10 protein-coding genes and 1 pseudogene are annotated in these 15,770 nt (G+C 72.0%); 7 read left to right on the forward strand and 4 right to left on the reverse strand.

Annotated features, from left to right (window positions below; translation table 11 throughout):
• On the reverse strand, nt 1-543 hold a 543-nt coding region (locus tag GEV28_RS25625), incomplete at its 3' end, for a type 1 glutamine amidotransferase family protein (protein WP_291414777.1).
• A 36-nt stretch (nt 544-579) separates the two neighbouring features.
• Nucleotides 580-1,143, reverse strand: coding sequence for a DUF3000 domain-containing protein (locus tag GEV28_RS25630; protein WP_291414778.1), 564 nt, complete (start codon nt 1,141-1,143; stop codon nt 580-582).
• Nucleotides 1,144-1,349: 206 nt separating this feature from the next.
• Between GEV28_RS25630 and hemE the strand changes: the two genes are divergently transcribed.
• The 5 genes and pseudogenes from hemE to GEV28_RS42530 all read left to right on the forward strand — a co-directional run.
• Nucleotides 1,350-2,411, forward strand: a complete 1,062-nt coding sequence (hemE, locus tag GEV28_RS25635; protein ID WP_291414779.1) for a uroporphyrinogen decarboxylase — start codon at nt 1,350-1,352, stop codon at nt 2,409-2,411.
• A gap of 303 nt (nt 2,412-2,714) precedes the next feature.
• Nucleotides 2,715-4,106, forward strand: coding sequence for a protoporphyrinogen oxidase (gene hemG, locus GEV28_RS25640; RefSeq protein WP_291414780.1), 1,392 nt, complete (start codon nt 2,715-2,717; stop codon nt 4,104-4,106).
• A 14-nt stretch (nt 4,107-4,120) separates the two neighbouring features.
• Complete coding sequence (hemQ, locus tag GEV28_RS25645) at nt 4,121-4,813, forward strand: hydrogen peroxide-dependent heme synthase (protein ID WP_291414781.1); 693 nt, start codon at nt 4,121-4,123, stop codon at nt 4,811-4,813.
• Between the two features lie 5 nt (nt 4,814-4,818).
• On the forward strand, nt 4,819-6,237 hold the full coding sequence (locus GEV28_RS25650; protein ID WP_291414782.1) for a CoA transferase: 1,419 nt from the start codon (nt 4,819-4,821) through the stop codon (nt 6,235-6,237).
• Between the two features lie 11 nt (nt 6,238-6,248).
• Nucleotides 6,249-6,665 (forward strand): annotated as a pseudogene (locus GEV28_RS42530) (metallophosphoesterase); the annotation flags it as partial.
• Here the strand turns inward: GEV28_RS42530 and GEV28_RS42535 are convergent.
• On the reverse strand, nt 6,614-6,820 hold the full coding sequence (locus tag GEV28_RS42535; protein ID WP_367115185.1) for a hypothetical protein: 207 nt from the start codon (nt 6,818-6,820) through the stop codon (nt 6,614-6,616). The pseudogene GEV28_RS42530 and the gene GEV28_RS42535 overlap by 52 nt on opposite strands.
• 163 nt (nt 6,821-6,983) lie before the next feature.
• Nucleotides 6,984-10,235, reverse strand: coding sequence for a S8 family peptidase (locus GEV28_RS25660; protein ID WP_291414783.1), 3,252 nt, complete (start codon nt 10,233-10,235; stop codon nt 6,984-6,986).
• Between the two features lie 317 nt (nt 10,236-10,552).
• On the opposite strand from GEV28_RS25660, the gene GEV28_RS25665 reads away from it, so the two are divergent.
• Entirely contained in the window at nt 10,553-11,320 is a 768-nt protein-coding gene (locus GEV28_RS25665) for a VOC family protein (protein WP_291414784.1), read from the forward strand.
• 418 nt (nt 11,321-11,738) lie between these two features.
• Nucleotides 11,739-15,746: a discoidin domain-containing protein gene (locus tag GEV28_RS25670; RefSeq protein ID WP_291414785.1), complete on the forward strand. Its 4,008-nt coding sequence runs from the start codon at nt 11,739-11,741 to the stop codon at nt 15,744-15,746.
• Nucleotides 15,747-15,770: the final 24 nt, after the last annotated feature.

A 15,770-nucleotide genomic window follows, 5' to 3' on the forward strand; every position in this document is an offset into this window, starting at 1 on the left:
CGAGGACACCACGTCCAGCCGGGTCAGCACGTGCCGGGCGAAGTCGAGCGGGGCCGTGCCGGAAGCGGTGATCAGGTCGCCGTCGGTGACCGCCGCCTCGTCCACGTAGTGGTCCGCGCCCCGGTAGCTCGGGCAGAGCTGCCTCAACGCCTCCAGGTCGTTGCTGGTGTGTGGCCGGTCGTCGAGCAGGCCGGCCGCCGCCAGGGCGATCGTCGCGCCGCAGATCGCACCCACCGGCACACCGGCGGCCAGGAACTCGGCGGCCGCCGCCAGCGCGGGCCGGTGTCGCGGCTCGCGCCAGGTCTCGGCGCCGGGGAGCAGCAGCACCGCGGCGCCGGCGGGGGAGAGCTCCGCCAGCGCGAGGTCGGGCTGGATGCGGACGCCGCCCATCGTGGTGACCGGGTCGCGGGTGACGCCGACCGTGCGGACGGGTAACGCCGCGCCCGGCGCCGAGAACATCCGCCCGGTGTTGAGCTCGGCGGTGAGGAAACCGGGCTCCCAGTCGGCGAGCGTGTCCAGCACGAACAGGTAGGCGTTTGGCATGGTGCGAACGCTATCCGCGGCCACCGACAAAATCGCTCAGCTGCTCTGCCGCTGGGAGAACATGGTCACGCCGACCGGCGGCAGGCCCACGACGCTGGCCATCAGGTCGCAGAACGCCTCGCCGTGCGGCGCCAGGTTCGCGTTCACCGGCGTCCAGGACGCGCGCAGCTCGAGGTCATCGGTCCGCGCGGGGCCGGAGATGTCGCCGAACCGGGCCGACGACGTGTCGGTCACGGTGCCGCCGAGCGCGGTGTACTCGGCGCCGGTGGCGGCGAGGGCGTCGGTCAGCCAGGACCAGCCGACGGTCGGCAGCAGTGGATCGTCCGCGAGCTCGGCGTCGAGCTCCGCCCGTACATAGGCGACCACCCGCAGCACGCCGTCCCAGGCCTCCTGGCCCTCCGGGTCGTGCAACAGGATCAGCCGCCCCGTGGCGAGCACGTCCGCCGGCCCGTTGACCTCCGCGGTGATCGCGAACGCCCACGGCGCGAGACGTTGCGGCGGGCGGACGACACCGAGCTGCAGCTCCGGCCGAGGGCGCACCGATTTCAGCGCCGCGACGGCCTGAGTGAACAGTTCAGGCGCTGCCGACGTTTTGGTCACGACTCGTAACTGTAGGACCACCCGATCAGTGACGGGGAGCGGCGCGCCGGACGGCGCGCCGAGTTCATGCGCACCGACAGTGGGCAAGATCAATCTGCGCCCCCATCAGGGGTGCTCGACCGGATCTGGGGCACTGCTTGCGATTGCCCGCTCCCCGGTCACCGTTGTCGGTGCCCCGTGGCACGATTCAAGGCGTTATGACTCCCGTGCCCGACACCGCCCCCCGCCCCACCGAGACGGCCGCCACGGCGCCGCTCCTGGTGGCCGCCGCCGGCGGAACGCCCGCCCATCCGCCCGTCTGGTTCATGCGCCAGGCCGGCCGGTCGCTGCCCGAGTACCGCAAGGTCCGCGAGGGCATCCCGATGTTGCAGGCCTGCTTCACGCCCGACCTGGTCTGCGAGATCACCATGCAGCCGGTCCGCCGGCACGGTGTCGACGCGGCCATCCTGTTCAGCGACATCGTGGTGCCGCTCGTCGCCGCCGGCATCGGCGTGGACATCGTGCCGGGCACCGGTCCGGTGGTGGCCGAGCCGGTCCGCACCGGCGCCGCGGTCGCCGCGCTGCCGGAGCTGGCGCCGGGCCAACTCGACAAGGTGGCCGAGGCGGTCCGGCTCCTGCGGGCCGAGCTGGGCGCCACCCCGCTCATCGGCTTCGCCGGCGCGCCGTTCACCCTCGCCTCCTACCTCATCGAGGGCGGGCCGAGCCGGCACCACGAGCGCACCAAGGCGCTCATGCACTCCGACCCGCGCACGTGGCACGCGCTGCTCGGCGCGCTCGCCACCATCACCGCCACGTTCCTCGAGGTGCAGGTCGCGGCCGGGGTGCAGGTGGTGCAGCTGTTCGACTCCTGGGCCGGCGCGTTGTCCGAGCGCGACTACCGCGAGTTCGTGCTGCCGCATTCGTCCCGGGTGCTGGGCGCTGTCCACGGCGTACCCAAGATCCACTTCGGGGTCGGCACCGGCGAGCTGCTCCCGGCCATGCGCGAGGCCGGCGCGGACGTCGTCGGCGTCGACTGGCGGCTGCCGCTCGACGTGGCGGTCCGCCGGCTCACCGTGCGGGGCAGGCCCGCGCCGGTCGTCCAGGGCAACCTCGACCCGGCGCTGCTGCTCGCCGACTTCGACGCCGTCGACCGCGAGGTCCGCCGCATCGTCGGCGAGGGTCGCGCCGCGGGCGGCCACATCGTCAACCTCGGCCACGGCGTGCTGCCCAACACCGACCCGGACGTGCTCACCCGGGTCAGCGAGCTGGTGCACAGCCTCACGCCATGACTCGGGGTCGTGAGCGGGGGTGACGGAGCGTTCGCTGTCTGGACGCGTGAGCGGGAGTGACGGAGCGTTCGCTGTCTGGACGCGTGAGCGAGAGTGACGGAGCGTTCGCTGTCTGGACGTAGGAGAAGCGCAGGCGCGTCAGCGCCGAGCATCGCACGGAGGAAGACAGCGAGTAGCGGAGGAACGGAGCGAACCATGAGCACAGTGAGCGGGAGTGACGGAGCGTTCGTTGGCTGGACGGAGGAGGACGGCGAGTAGCGGAGGAACGGAGCGAACCATCCGACACCGGGAGCGGAGCGAACCATGAGCACGATCGTCGTCGGTGGGGGCGTGACCGGGCTGGTCGCGGCCTACCGGCTGCGCGCGCGGCTCGGGCCCCACGCGCGGATCACCGTCGTCGAGCAGGCCGACCGGCTCGGGGGCAAGCTGCGCACGGTCGAGCTCGCCGGCACGCCCACCGACGTCGGTGCCGAGGCGTTCGTGCTCCGCAACCCCGCCGCCGCCGACCTCGTCGCCGAGCTGGGCCTCGGCGAGCGGTTGAGACATCCGGAGCGGGCCGCGGCCACCATCCGGGCCGGCGGCCGCACGGTGGCGCTGCCCAAGCGGACGTTCCTCGGGGTCCCCGCCGATGCCGACCTCGTGCGGCCGGTGCTCTCGCGCGACGGCGCCGAGCGGGTGGCCGCCGAACCCGCCCTGCCACCCCTGGAGATTCACGGCGACGACGTCTCGGTGGGCGAGGTGCTGGCGCACCGGTTCGGCCGCGAGCTCGTCGACCACCTCGTCGAGCCGCTGCTCGGCGGCGTCTACGCCGGCCGGGCCGACCGGCTCGGGCTCCGCGCCACCATGCCGGCCCTGGTCGACGCGCTGGGTCCGGCCGGCGGCTCGCTCACCGGCGCCGCCGCCCGCGTGCTCGGCGACGCCACCCGGTCCGACAAGCCGGTGTTCGGGGCGCTCGAGGGCGGCATGGCCGTGCTCGTCGACGAGCTGGCCAAGGCCGCGGACGTCCGGCTCGGCCGCCCGGTCCGCGAGCTCCGGCGGGACGGCGACGGCTGGCGCCTGGTCATCGGCTCGACCAAGGACGCCGAGGTCCTGCACGCCGACGCCGTCGTCCTCGCCGTCCCGCCACCCGCCGCCCGCAAGCTGCTCACCGACGTGGTGCCGGCGGCGGCCGCCGCGTACGCCGGCATCGAGGTCGGCTCGATGGCGGTGCTGAGCATGGTGCTCCCCGACGGTGTCACGCTGCCCGACACCAGCGGTGTGCTCCTCGCGGTCGGCGAGCGCCACGGCGACGGCACCCCGTTCACCGCCAAGGCCTTCACCCACACCAGCGTCAAGTGGGGCGGCACGCCGGTGCGGCTGCGCGCGTCGGTCGGCCGGGTCGGCGAGACCGGGCTGCTCCGCCGCGACGACGATGACCTCCTGCGCGCGGTCCGGGCGGACCTCGCCGAGCTCACCGGTGTCACCGCGGCGCCGGTCGACTGGACCGTCACCCGCTGGGGCGGCGGCCTGCCGCAGTACGGCGTCGGGCACATCGCGGCCGTCGACGCCATCGAGCGCGCGGTCGCCGAGGTGCCGGGGCTCGCGGTGGCCGGCGCGTCGTTCCGCGGTGTCGGCATCCCGGCGTGCGTCGACAGCGCCACCGCCGCCGCCCACCGTGTCGCGGGGCACCTTCGGCAACGCACGGACGCGAAGTAGGAGACGATGACGACATGGCCCGCCTGAACTACTCCGAGCTCAACGACACGATCCGCTACACCATGTGGTCGGTGTTCCGCGCCGAACCCGGTCGCCTCGGGGACGACCGCGGCCCGGCGGCCACCGAGGCGACCGGGTACCTCGACGCCCTGGAGGCTAAGGGTGTCGTCGTGCGCGGGGTGTACGACGTGGCGGGCCTGCGCGCCGACGCCGACTACCTGATCTGGTGGCACGCCGAGGAGATCGAGCAGCTGCAGGAGGCGTACGCGGGCTTCCGCCGCACCACGCTCGGTCGCGCCTCGGTTCCGGTGTGGAGCCAGGTGGCGCTGCACCGCCCGGCGGAGTTCAACAAGAGCCACGTCCCGGCGTTCCTGGCCGGCGAGCCGGCGCACAAGTACGTCTGCGTGTACCCGTTCGTGCGGTCCTACGAGTGGTACCTGCTCCCCGACGAGGAGCGCCGCGCGATGCTCGCCGAGCACGGGCAGATGGCGCGCGAGTACCCGGACGTGCGGGCCAACACGGTGGCCTCGTTCGCGCTCGGCGACTACGAGTGGATCCTCGCGTTCGAGGCCGACGAGCTGCACCGGATCGTCGACGTCATGCGGCACCTGCGGGGCAGCGTCACCCGCCGGCACGTGCGCGAGGAGATCCCGTTCTACACCGGCACCAGGATCGCGCCGGCCGAGCTGGTCGCGAACCTGCCCTGACCGCCGTGCCGAGAGACACGCTCGCCGCCGTCTGGAAGGACGCCACCGGCACCGACGCCGGTCCGGTGACGTTCGACGGTGACGAGCACGTGCTCCCCGGCCCGTACCGGGTGGCGCACGCGGCGGCGGTGTGTGTCGGCGCCGCCACGCTGGCCGCGGCCGAGCTGCACCACGAGCGCGGCGGCACCCCGGCGCCGGTCAACGTCCACATCGGACACGCGGCCGAGGCGTTCTGCAGCGAGCGGCACATCGCCGTGGCCGGCCGGGACACCCACGACCTCTGGGCCGCGCTGTCCGGCGACTACCGCGCCACCGACGGCTGGGTTCGGCTGCACGCCAACTACCCGCACCACGCCGATGCCATCCTGCGCGCGCTCGGCACCGAGCCGCACGGCGTCCGCGAGGCGGTGGCTGCCCGCCCGGCCGTCGAGGTGGAGGACGCGGTGCTCGCGGCGGGCGGCGCGGCCGCGGTCATGCGTGACCGGGCGGGCTGGCTCGCCGACGGGCCGGGCACGGCCGTCCGCGCCGAACCGCTGGTGTCGATCGAGAAGCTGGGCGACGCGCCGCCCAGGCCGTTCCCGCCGCTGGACCGGACACTGGCCGACCGGATCATCGCCGAGCATGCGCTGGCCGACCGCTCATCGCCAGGGCACATGCTCGCCGCGTGGCCGCTCGTCGACCGCGCGCTGTCCGGTGTCCGCGTGCTCGACCTGACCCACGTGATCGCCGGTCCGGTGGCCACCCGCGTCCTCGCCGCGCACGGCGCGAGCGTCCTGCACGTCACCGACCCGAAGCGGCCCGTGCTCCACCGCCTCGTGATGGACACCGACCTCGGCAAGCGGTCCTGCCACGTCGACCTCGACACCGACGAGGGTCGCGCGACGCTGCGGGCGCTCGCCGCCGACGCCGACGTGCTCGTCCAGTCCTACCGCCCGGACTCCCTGGCCCGCCGCGGGTTCGGCCCGGACGACCTCGCGGGCACGGGCATCGTCCTCGTCGGCCTCGCCGCCTACGGCCACACCGGACCGTGGCGCGGCAGGCGGGGGTTCGACAGCCTCGTCCAGATGTCGTGCGGCATCGCCGCGGACGGTGCCGCGGACGGTGGCGGCGAGCCCACCCCGCTGCCCGCGCAGGCACTGGACCACGGCACCGGCTGGCTCGCCGCGTTCGGCATCATCACCGCGCTGCGCCGCCGCGCCCGCGAGGGCGGCGCCTGGCACGTCCGGCTCTCGCTCGCCCGGACCGCGGAGTGGCTGCACGACCTCGGCCGCGACACCGCGCCGGCCACCCCGTTCGACGTGACCCCGTTGCTGGCCGAGGCGGACGGCGACTACGGCCGCGTCACCCACCTCCGCGTGCCGGGCGCCCCACCCGGGCTCGCCGGCGCGCACCGACCCGGCCGCGACCCGGCCACCTGGTGGTGACACCCGTGCCCGTGACCCTCGCCCACGTCAGCGACCTGCACCTCGGTCAGGACCGTGACGACAACGGCATCCGCGCGCTGCGCCGGACCGAGCGGGTCCTCGGCTACCTCGACGCGCTGCCCGGTGAGGTCGACGCCATCCTGGTCACCGGCGACATCGCCGACCACGGCGTGCCGGAGGAGTACCGCGTGGCGAAGGAGCTCCTCGCCACCGCGCGGTTCCCGGTGCTCACCTGCCCCGGCAACCACGACGAGCGCGTCGCCTACCGGCAGAGCTTCCTCGGCACGGCCGACGACGGCGGCGCGGCCGTCAACCAGGTCTTCCACCTGCCCGGCGCCACGGTCGCCATGTGCGACTCCACGATCCCGGGCCGCGACTACGGCATCCTCGACGACAGCACGCTCGGCCGGCTGGACAAGGTGCTCTCCGACGCGCCCCAGGACGAGCCGGCGCTCGTGTGCTTCCACCACCGCCGGTGGACCTGCACACCCCGCTCGTGGACGAGATCCGTCAGCAGGGCGAGGCGAACCTCGCGGAGATCGTCGAGCGCCACCCGCACGTCGCCGCTGTCCTCTGTGGACACGCGCACATCGCGGCCGCGACGACGTTCGCCGGCGGCCGTTGCTCGTCGCGCCCGGCGTGGTGTCGACGGGCGTGCGGCCCTTCGAGAGCAGCACACCCCTCGACTACCGGCTACCGCCGGCCATCGCGTTCCACCTGCTCGACGGCAACGGCCGGCTCACCACTCACTTCCGGAGCTTGTAGGCCCGGATCACCGTCTGCTTCACCGTGTTGCCGTCCCGGTCCGAGGCCGACGCCCGCAGCGACACCGACTCCGCGCCGGCCGGGTGGTTCAGCGCCGCCACCAGGTTCAGCAGCACCGGCACCCGCTGCCACGACTTGCCCTCGTCGTAGGACACCTCGACGGTCAGGTGCCGCGGCCGCTGGTGGGCACCGGTCTCGTCCTGCATCGACAGCGGCACGAGGAACGGCCGGCCGGCCTTCGCGCTGTTCGCGTCGTCGAGCACCGGCGCGTACCGGATCGTGTTCAGCTCCACCGCGGCCGGCTCCTCATCGTCCACATGGGACGACGAGAACGTCCACTCGGCACTCACCGCGGTGGTCACGTCGAAGTCCGCGGTACGCACGGCCTCCGTCGTGAGCCGGTAGTCAGCGGACTCGGGCGGCAGGCCCTCGAAGTAGCCGTACCCCGGATCCACCGACTCGCCGACCAACTCGTCGCCCAGGTACAGCTTGGTCGACCCGGACTCCACCACCGAGTAGCCGGCGTTGTCGGCTGAGTCGGTGAACAGCGGCACCGACACGCCGATGTCGTCGCCGTACCGGTAGGTCCACGGGAAGTCCGGCTCCGGGAGCCCCGGGCCGAACACCGAGCGGTTGAACCGCTCCTGGTACGTGCGGCCCGGACGGTAGGAGCGCATCGGCGAGTCGAGCTGCGCGATGTTCTCGCCCGCCGCGTTGTTCTGGGACAGGCTCCACAGCCACCGGATGCCCTCGGTCGTGACGTACTCGGTCCGCTCGCCGGGCAGCGCCACGTCGAACCCGGCGCCGAACACGAACCCGCCACCGGACTCGGGGAACGGGAACGCGTACATGGCCCCGGTGTGGCCCTCGAGTCCCGGACCGAGCTCCGCCGTCACGGTCGCGAGCTCGCCCGGGTCGACCACCTTGGTGAACCCGGTCGGGTACTCGCCCTCCGGGTACCAGGCGAGGCCGTAGAACGCCGCGTCCGAGCCCAGCCACTGCGAGTTGACCGCGCCGGTCAGCGTGGTGTCGGGCAGTGCCTCGCCGAGCTGCGCGGTGGACAGGACATTCAGGTCGTCGGTGACGAACCCGCTGCCGAAGGAGAACTGCTCGGTCTCCACCGAGTACCCGACGTCGGCGAGCGCCAGCTGTGCATCCGCGGGCGGCGTGATGCTCACCGGCTTCGTGATGGCCGGATCCACGTCGACCGTCACGTCGCGGTCGACCGCGAGACCCGGCTGCGCGACCACGTTGTAGTGCGTCGCCCCTGCGGTGTAGACGAGATGGTCCGCCACGTACTTGCCCTTGGGCAGCCGGACCTCCACCGAGCCGTCGGCGTCGTAGGGAAACGCGAACGTGTTGTTGTCCAGGCCCACCAGCAGCGAGCTGTAGTCCGCGGTCGGCGCACCGTTCTCGTCGACGTAGTTCAGCGTGACGTCGTAGCTCTCGACCTCGCGGACGATCGCCACCGGCGTGCGGGTCGAGGACTCGCCCGCCGTCGCCGCGACCGCGCCGGAGTAGGCGCCGTCCACGGTGCCGAGCGCCGTGTCGCCGGTGACCGTCACCTGCGCCTCGCCGCCGGCCGGCACGGTGATCTCGGTGGCGCTCAACGAGAACACGTCCGTCGCCGCGCCGTCCGGGCCGGTCGCGTCGAGCGACAGGGCGAGCGTGACGTCGGTGTCGCCGAGGTTGCGGTAGGTCACCGGCTTGCTCACCGGCTCGTCGTCGTCGTGCGGCCAGGCCACGGTGCCGAGGCTCACGCTGGTCGGGTCGGAGACGACCGTCGCCTCGAGCGCGGTGGGCACGTCGACCCGGCCGGAACCCTGCTCGAACGCGGTGAGGCCCTCGTGCGGGGCGGCCGAGCCGGACAGCACCGCCTTGAGCTGCGCGCCCGTCCACTCCGGGTGCTGCTGCGCGATCAGCGCCGCGGCGCCCGCCACGTGCGGGGTGGCCATCGAGGTGCCCGACAGCGCGGTGTAGCCGTCGACCACCGGCTCGCCGATCGTGCCGGCGGAGTGCAGCGCGGCCACGATGTCCACGCCGGGTGCGGTGATGTCCGGCTTGATGCCGCCGTCGCCGATGCGCGGGCCACGGCTGGAGAAGTCGGCGAGCTCGTCCTCGCGATCGACCGCGCCGACGGTGAGCGCGGCGTCCGCGCTGCCCGGCGAGGCGACCGTGCCCTCGCCGGGGCCGGAGTTGCCGGCCGCGATCACGAACAGCGTGCCGTACTGGTCGGACAGCGTGTTGACCGCTTCCTCGAGCGGGTCGAGCTCCGCGGAGTCACCGCCGCCGAGGCTCAGGTTCGCGACGTCGGCGCCCTGCTCGGCCGCCCACTGCATGCCGGCGATGATGCCGGACTCGAAGCCGGACCCGTTGTCGTCGAGGACCTTTCCGTCGAGGATCGACGCGCCCCAGGCCACCCCGCGGTACTTGCCGTCGGACTTGGCGCCGGTGCCGGCGACGATCGAGGCCACGTGCGTGCCGTGGCCGAAGTTGTCGACGTTGTCCGGTGCCTCGCTGAAGTTCTGCTCGGCGACCTCGCGGTCGGCGAGGTCCGGATGGGTCTGGTCGACGCCGGTGTCGAGCACCGCGACCTTGACGCCCTCGCCGGTGAACCCGGCCTCCCAGGCGGCCGGCGACCCGATCTGCGGCACGCTGTGGTCCAAAGTGGACTCGCGCTTGCCGTCGAGCCGGATCGTGGCCACGCCGCCGGCCGTCGTGCGGGTGGCGGCGCCGTCGGTCAGCGCCTCCCATGTGGTGCCGGACTTGTCGGCCGCGATCGCGAACCCGTTGACGCTGGGGAGATCCCGCGTCACGGCCGCGTCGGCGACCCGCGGTGCGGCCCGGCCGGCGGGATGGGTGACGATCAGCGGCGTCGTGGCGCGCCGCGCGTCGTCGTAGCCGAACTCGATGAGTGTGGTGATGTCGAACAACCTGCGGTCGAGCTTGCCCGTCGCGACGAGCTTGCGCGCGTCGGCCGGGATGACGTACACGTGGTCGTTCACCCGGAAGGTGGAGAACACCATCCCGTCGCGGCCATCGCCCGGCCGCACCGATCTCGCCACACCGTTCCGCACGGCCACCTGGTCGCCCGTGATGAGCGTGACCGCGGTCCCCGCCGTTCCCCTGTCCGCCGCCGCGGCTCCGGGTGGGGCGGCGCTCGCCGCCTGGGTGGTGCTGAGCACCAGACCCAGTACGGCTAGGCCGATCCCGATCTTTCCGCCTGTACGCACCTGACACCTCCGGTGGGTGGTGACCGGTGGGCGGCAGCTCAGCTATACATGCCGCGTATAGCTGAGCCTGCAGATCCCTCCCTGTGGAGATCGCCCCGACGCCCCCAGTCCTCCATGGCGAAGAAACGTAGCCATCATCCTATTGGGTGACAATAGTCCGAATGAGCGGTGGTGACGGCAAGTCACTCACCCATGACCACGCTCCGTGAGTTCTTGCCCGGCCTCGAAATTGTCGGTGGGCCGGTCTAGCGTTGCGCCCCGCCAAGGCCGGCACAGGGGTCCGTCCGGTCGAGTGAACGTTGAGCAGTGGAGGAGACATGGTTACCAGGAGTGCGGCGTGGCCCGAGGGGACGCCATGCTGGGTGGATCTCGCCGTGGCCGACGTCGACAAGGCGATCGAGTTCTACACGGGGCTGTTCGGTTGGGACGTCGAGAAGGGCGACCAGGAGTCGGGCTTCTACTCGATGTGTGGTGTCGGCGGCAAGACCGTGGCCGGCATCGGGGCCAAGCAGAGTCCGGAACAGCCGACGGTGTGGACCACGTTCCTGGCGGCGTCGGACGTGGACAAGACGGCCGGCAAGGTCACCGAGGCGGGCGGCCAGGTGCTGATGGAGCCGTTCGACGTGATGGACTCGGGCCGCATGGCCATGGCCGTCGACCCGACCGGCGCGGCGTTCGGCGTGTGGCAGGCGAACAAGCACATCGGCGCGGAGCTCGCGAACGAGCCGTCGTCGCTCGTGTGGAACGAGCAGATGAGCCGCGACCTCGACGGTGCCACGGCCTTCTACGCGGAGGTGTTCGGCTACACCTACGACGCCGAGTCGGCTGCCGGCAGCCCGTACGCGATGCTCAAGGTCGACGGTGCGGTCGCGGGTGGGCTGGGCACGCTCGGCCCGGACACGCCCACCGCGATGCCCGCGCACTGGCGCGTCTACTTCTCGGTGGCGAACACGGACGCGGCGGCGGAGAAGGTGACGGCGCTGGGCGGTCGGGTGATCTCCCCGCCGGCCGACACCCCGTACGGCCGCCAGTCCGTCGTGAGCGACGACCAGGACGCGATGTTCGTGCTGATCCAGGGCAGCTGACCGGTTAGATACCGACGCCTCAGGGCCGTTCGCGACAGGCGCGAACGGCCCTGAGGCGTTTCACTGCGCGGTGTCGCATCGGCCGAACGGGCGTACCGGACCACTCCGGGTCGGCAAACCGTTGACTTCGGGTAGCAACTGGGCAACTCTTGACCCAATCGATGCAAAAGTCGAACTAGACCCTGCAAATTTAGCTCACATCGAAGTTGGTTCGGTGACTGCGTCGCCCTGCCATGCATGCGTCCCTCAACGGAGAGGTCCGGTCATGCCGCGATCCGCCCTGCGCTCCCGAGCCCCACCGCGACCCGTCGCGCCCGGATCCCGCAGCTCCGCCGACAGCTCGCCGCCACGCGCGAGCCAGCCGCCCCGCCAGCCGTGGGGCATCGCCACACCAGTCCTCACAGATGAGAGCGACGCAATGAGAGCGAAGCGTTTCGTGTCGTGGCTGACGGCCACGACGCTCGTGACCGGCCTGCTCGTCGCGGTCGGCCCGGCCACCGCCTCGGCCGCGCCGGACCCCGCCGACCTGGCGCACGGCAAGCCCGTCTCGGTGAGCAGCGCGGGCGGGCAGCGGCCGGCCGGCAACGTCACCGACGGCGACCAGGACACCTACTGGCAGAGCGCGCCCGGCGCCGAGCAGCAGGTCACCGTCGACCTGGGCGCGAAGGCCCGGCTCGGCAGGGCGGTGCTGAAGGTCCCCGCCAAGTGGGCGGCCAGGACCCAGGTGCTGACCGTCCAGACCAGCGCCGACGGCTCGGCCTTCACCACCGCGGCCGGCGCGCTCGCGCGCACCTTCGCCCCCGACGCCGGCAACGCCGTGACGATCCCGCTCGGTGCGGTCGAGGGCCGCTACGTGCGGGTGGGCTTCGTCAACGGCGGCGAGCAGACCACCGCCCAGCTCGCCGAGCTGCAGGTGTTCGCGGCCGACGTGTCCACCAACGACCTGACCGACGGCCACAGCGTGTCGGCGAGCAGCTCGCTCGGCGAGTACCCGGTGGGCAACGTCAACGACGGCAACCAGGCCACCTACTGGGAGAGCGACAACAACGCCTTCCCGCAGTGGGTCCAGGTCGACCTCGGCGCGTCGGTCGCCGCCAACCGGGTCGTCGTCACGCTGCCGTCCAGCTGGCCCGCCAGGACCCAGACCCTCACCCTGCGGCGCAGCACCGACGGCCAGAACTTCACCGACCTCGTCGCCAACACCGGGTACCAGTTCAACCCGTCGAGCGGCAACGCGGTGACCATCGACTTCGGCGACACCACCACCCGGTACCTGCGGCTGCACATCACCGCGAACACCGGCTGGCCCGCCGCGCAGGTGTCCGAGATCGAGGTCTACGGCCCGACCGGGGGCGACACCTCGCCGCCGAGCGCGCCGGGCAACCTCACCTTCACCGAGCCGCAGACCGGCCAGATCCGGCTGGCCTGGACCGCGAGCACCGACAACGTCGGCGTGACCGGCTACAACGTCTACGTCAACGACGTCCTGCGGACCGGCGTCGCCGGGAACGTGCTGACCTACACCGACGCCCAGCCCGCCGCCGCGACCGTCACCTACGCCGTGCGGGCGCGGGACGCGGCCGGCAACGAGTCGCCGGACAGCAACCAGGTGACCCGGTTCGGCACCTCGGCCGGCACCAACCTCGCGGTGGGCAAGCCGATCACCGCGTCCGGGTTCGTGCACACGTTCGTCGCCACCAACGCCAACGACGACGACGTGACGACCTACTGGGAGGGCAACGGCGGCGGGTACCCCAACACGCTCACCGTGAGCCTCGGGTCCAACGCCGCCATCAGCTCCGTCGTCGTGAAGCTGAACCCGGACCCCGCCTGGGGCCCGCGCACCCAGACCTTCCAGGTGCTCGGCCGCGACCAGGACGCCGGCGGCTTCACCAGCATCGTCTCCTCGGCGCAGTACGCCTTCGACCCCGCGTCGGGCAACCAGGTGACGATCCCGGTGAGCGCGACGGCCGCCGACGTCCGGCTCCAGTTCACCGCGAACACCGGCGCCCCGGCCGGCCAGGTGGCCGAGCTCCAGGTCATCGGCGAGCCGGCGCCCAACCCGGACCTGTCGATCTCCGCGCTCACCTGGTCGCCGCAGTCACCGTCGGAGAGCAACCCGATCACCCTGTCGGCGACCGTCCGCAACACCGGTGACCGCCAGTCCGGCGCGACCTCGGTGAACTTCTACCTCGGCAGCACGTCGGTGGGCACTGGCCAGGTCGGCGCGCTCGCCGCGGGTGCGACCGCGACCGTCACCGCCGACATCGGGGCCAGGGACGCGGGCAGCTACTCGGCCAACGCCAAGGTGGACGAGGAGGACGACGTCGTCGAGAAGAACGAGACCGACAACGCCTTCACCAACCCGACGCCGCTCGTGGTCACCGCGGTGCCGACGTCCGACCTGGTCGCCTCGCCGGTCAGCTGGACGCCGACCAACCCGCAGAACGGCGCCACGGTCACCTTCTCGGTGGCGGTCCGCAACCAGGGCACGATCGCGTCGGCGAGCGGCGCGCACGGCATCACCCTGACGGTCACCAACGCCACGACCGGCGCGGTGGTCCGGACGCTGACCGGCTCGACCAGCGGCACGATCGCCGCGGGTGCCACGACCAGCCCGGTGAACCTCGGCACGTGGCCGGCCGCCAACGGCCGGTACACGGTCCGGGTGGTGCTGGCCACCGACGCCAACGAGCTGCCGGCCAAGCAGGGCAACAACACCAGCACGCACAACCTGTTCGTCGGCCGCGGCGCGAACATGCCCTACGACATGTACGAGGCCGAGGACGGCGTGACCGGCGGCGGCGCGTCCGCCATCGGTCCGAACAGGACGATCGGCGACCTCGCGGGCGAGGCGTCCGGCCGGCGCGCGGTGACGTTGAACAGCAACGGTTCCTATGTCGAGTGGACCACCAAGGCTCCCACCAACACGCTCGTGACCCGGTTCTCCATCCCGGACTCGGCCGGCGGTGGCGGCACCAGCTCGACGCTGAACGTCTACGTCGACGGCGTCTTCCACAAGGCGATCAACCTGACGTCGAAGTACGCCTGGCTCTACGGCGCCGAGGCCCAACCGGGCAACTCGCCGGGCGCCGGCGGGCCGCGGCACATCTACGACGAGGCCAACGTCATGCTGAACTCGTCGATCCCGCAAGGCAGCAAGATCCGGCTGCAGAAGGACGCCGCCAACAGCGGCACCTTCGCGGTCGACTTCGTCAGCCTCGAGCAGGTGGCGCCGATCGCGAACCCGGACCCCGCGCGGTACACCACGCCGACCGGCACCACCCAGCAGAACGTGCAGGACGCGCTGGACCGGGTGCGGATGGACACCACCGGCAACCTGGTCGGTGTCTACCTGCCGCCGGGTGACTACCAGACGGCCAACAAGTTCCAGGTGTACGGCAAGGCGGTGCGCGTGGTCGGCGCCGGACCGTGGTACACGAAGTTCTTCGCACCGTCCACACAGGAGAACTCGGATGTCGGGTTCCGGGCTGAGTCCTCGGCGAACGGGTCGCTGTTCTCCGGGTTCGCCTACCTCGGCAACTACACGTCCCGGATCGACGGGCCGGGCAAGGTGTTCGACTTCAACGGCACCGCCAACACGACGATCGAGAACATCTGGGTCGAGCACATGGTGTGCCTCTACTGGGGCGCGAACACCGACAACATGACCATCAGGAACAACCGGATCCGCGACATGTTCGCCGACGGCATCAACATGACCAACGGCAGCTCCGGCAACCTGGTGTCCAACAACGAGTCCCGCGCGACGGGTGACGACAGCTTCGCGCTGTTCAACGCCCAGGACGGCGGCGGCGGAGAGGTCACCGGCAACACGTTCGAGAACCTGACGGCCACCCTCACGTGGCGGGCCGCGGGCGTCGCGGTGTACGGCGGCTACGACAACGTGTTCCGCAACATCTACGTGGCGGACACGCTGGTGTACTCCGGCATCACGATCAGCTCGCTGGACTTCGGCATCCCGATGAACGGGTTCGGCGCGTCGCCGCCGACCAGGTTCGAGAACATCTCGATCGTCCGCGCCGGCGGGCACTTCTGGGGCGCGCAGACGTTCCCGGGGATCTGGGTGTTCTCGGCATCGAAGATCTTCCAGGGCATCCGGGTGTCCGATGTGGACATCGTGGACCCGACCTACAGCGGCATCATGTTCCAGACGAACTATGTCGGCGGGCAGCCGCAGTTCCCGGTCGCGGACACCGTGTTCACGAACGTCTCGATCAGCGGTGCCCGCAAGAGCGGGGACGCGTACGACGCGAAGTCGGGGTTCGGCATCTGGGTGAACGAGCTGCCGGAGCCGGGCCAGGGTCCGGCGCGCGGGTCGGTCACGTTCAACAACCTGACGTTGAGCGACAACGCGCAGGACATCAAGAACACGACGACCACGTTCACGATCAACCGGAACTAGTGTTCCGGCGGGGACACTAGCTCG

Origin of the sequence: Actinophytocola sp. (genome assembly GCF_009379765.1) — a bacterium.
Lineage (GTDB): Bacteria > Actinomycetota > Actinomycetes > Mycobacteriales > Pseudonocardiaceae > Actinophytocola.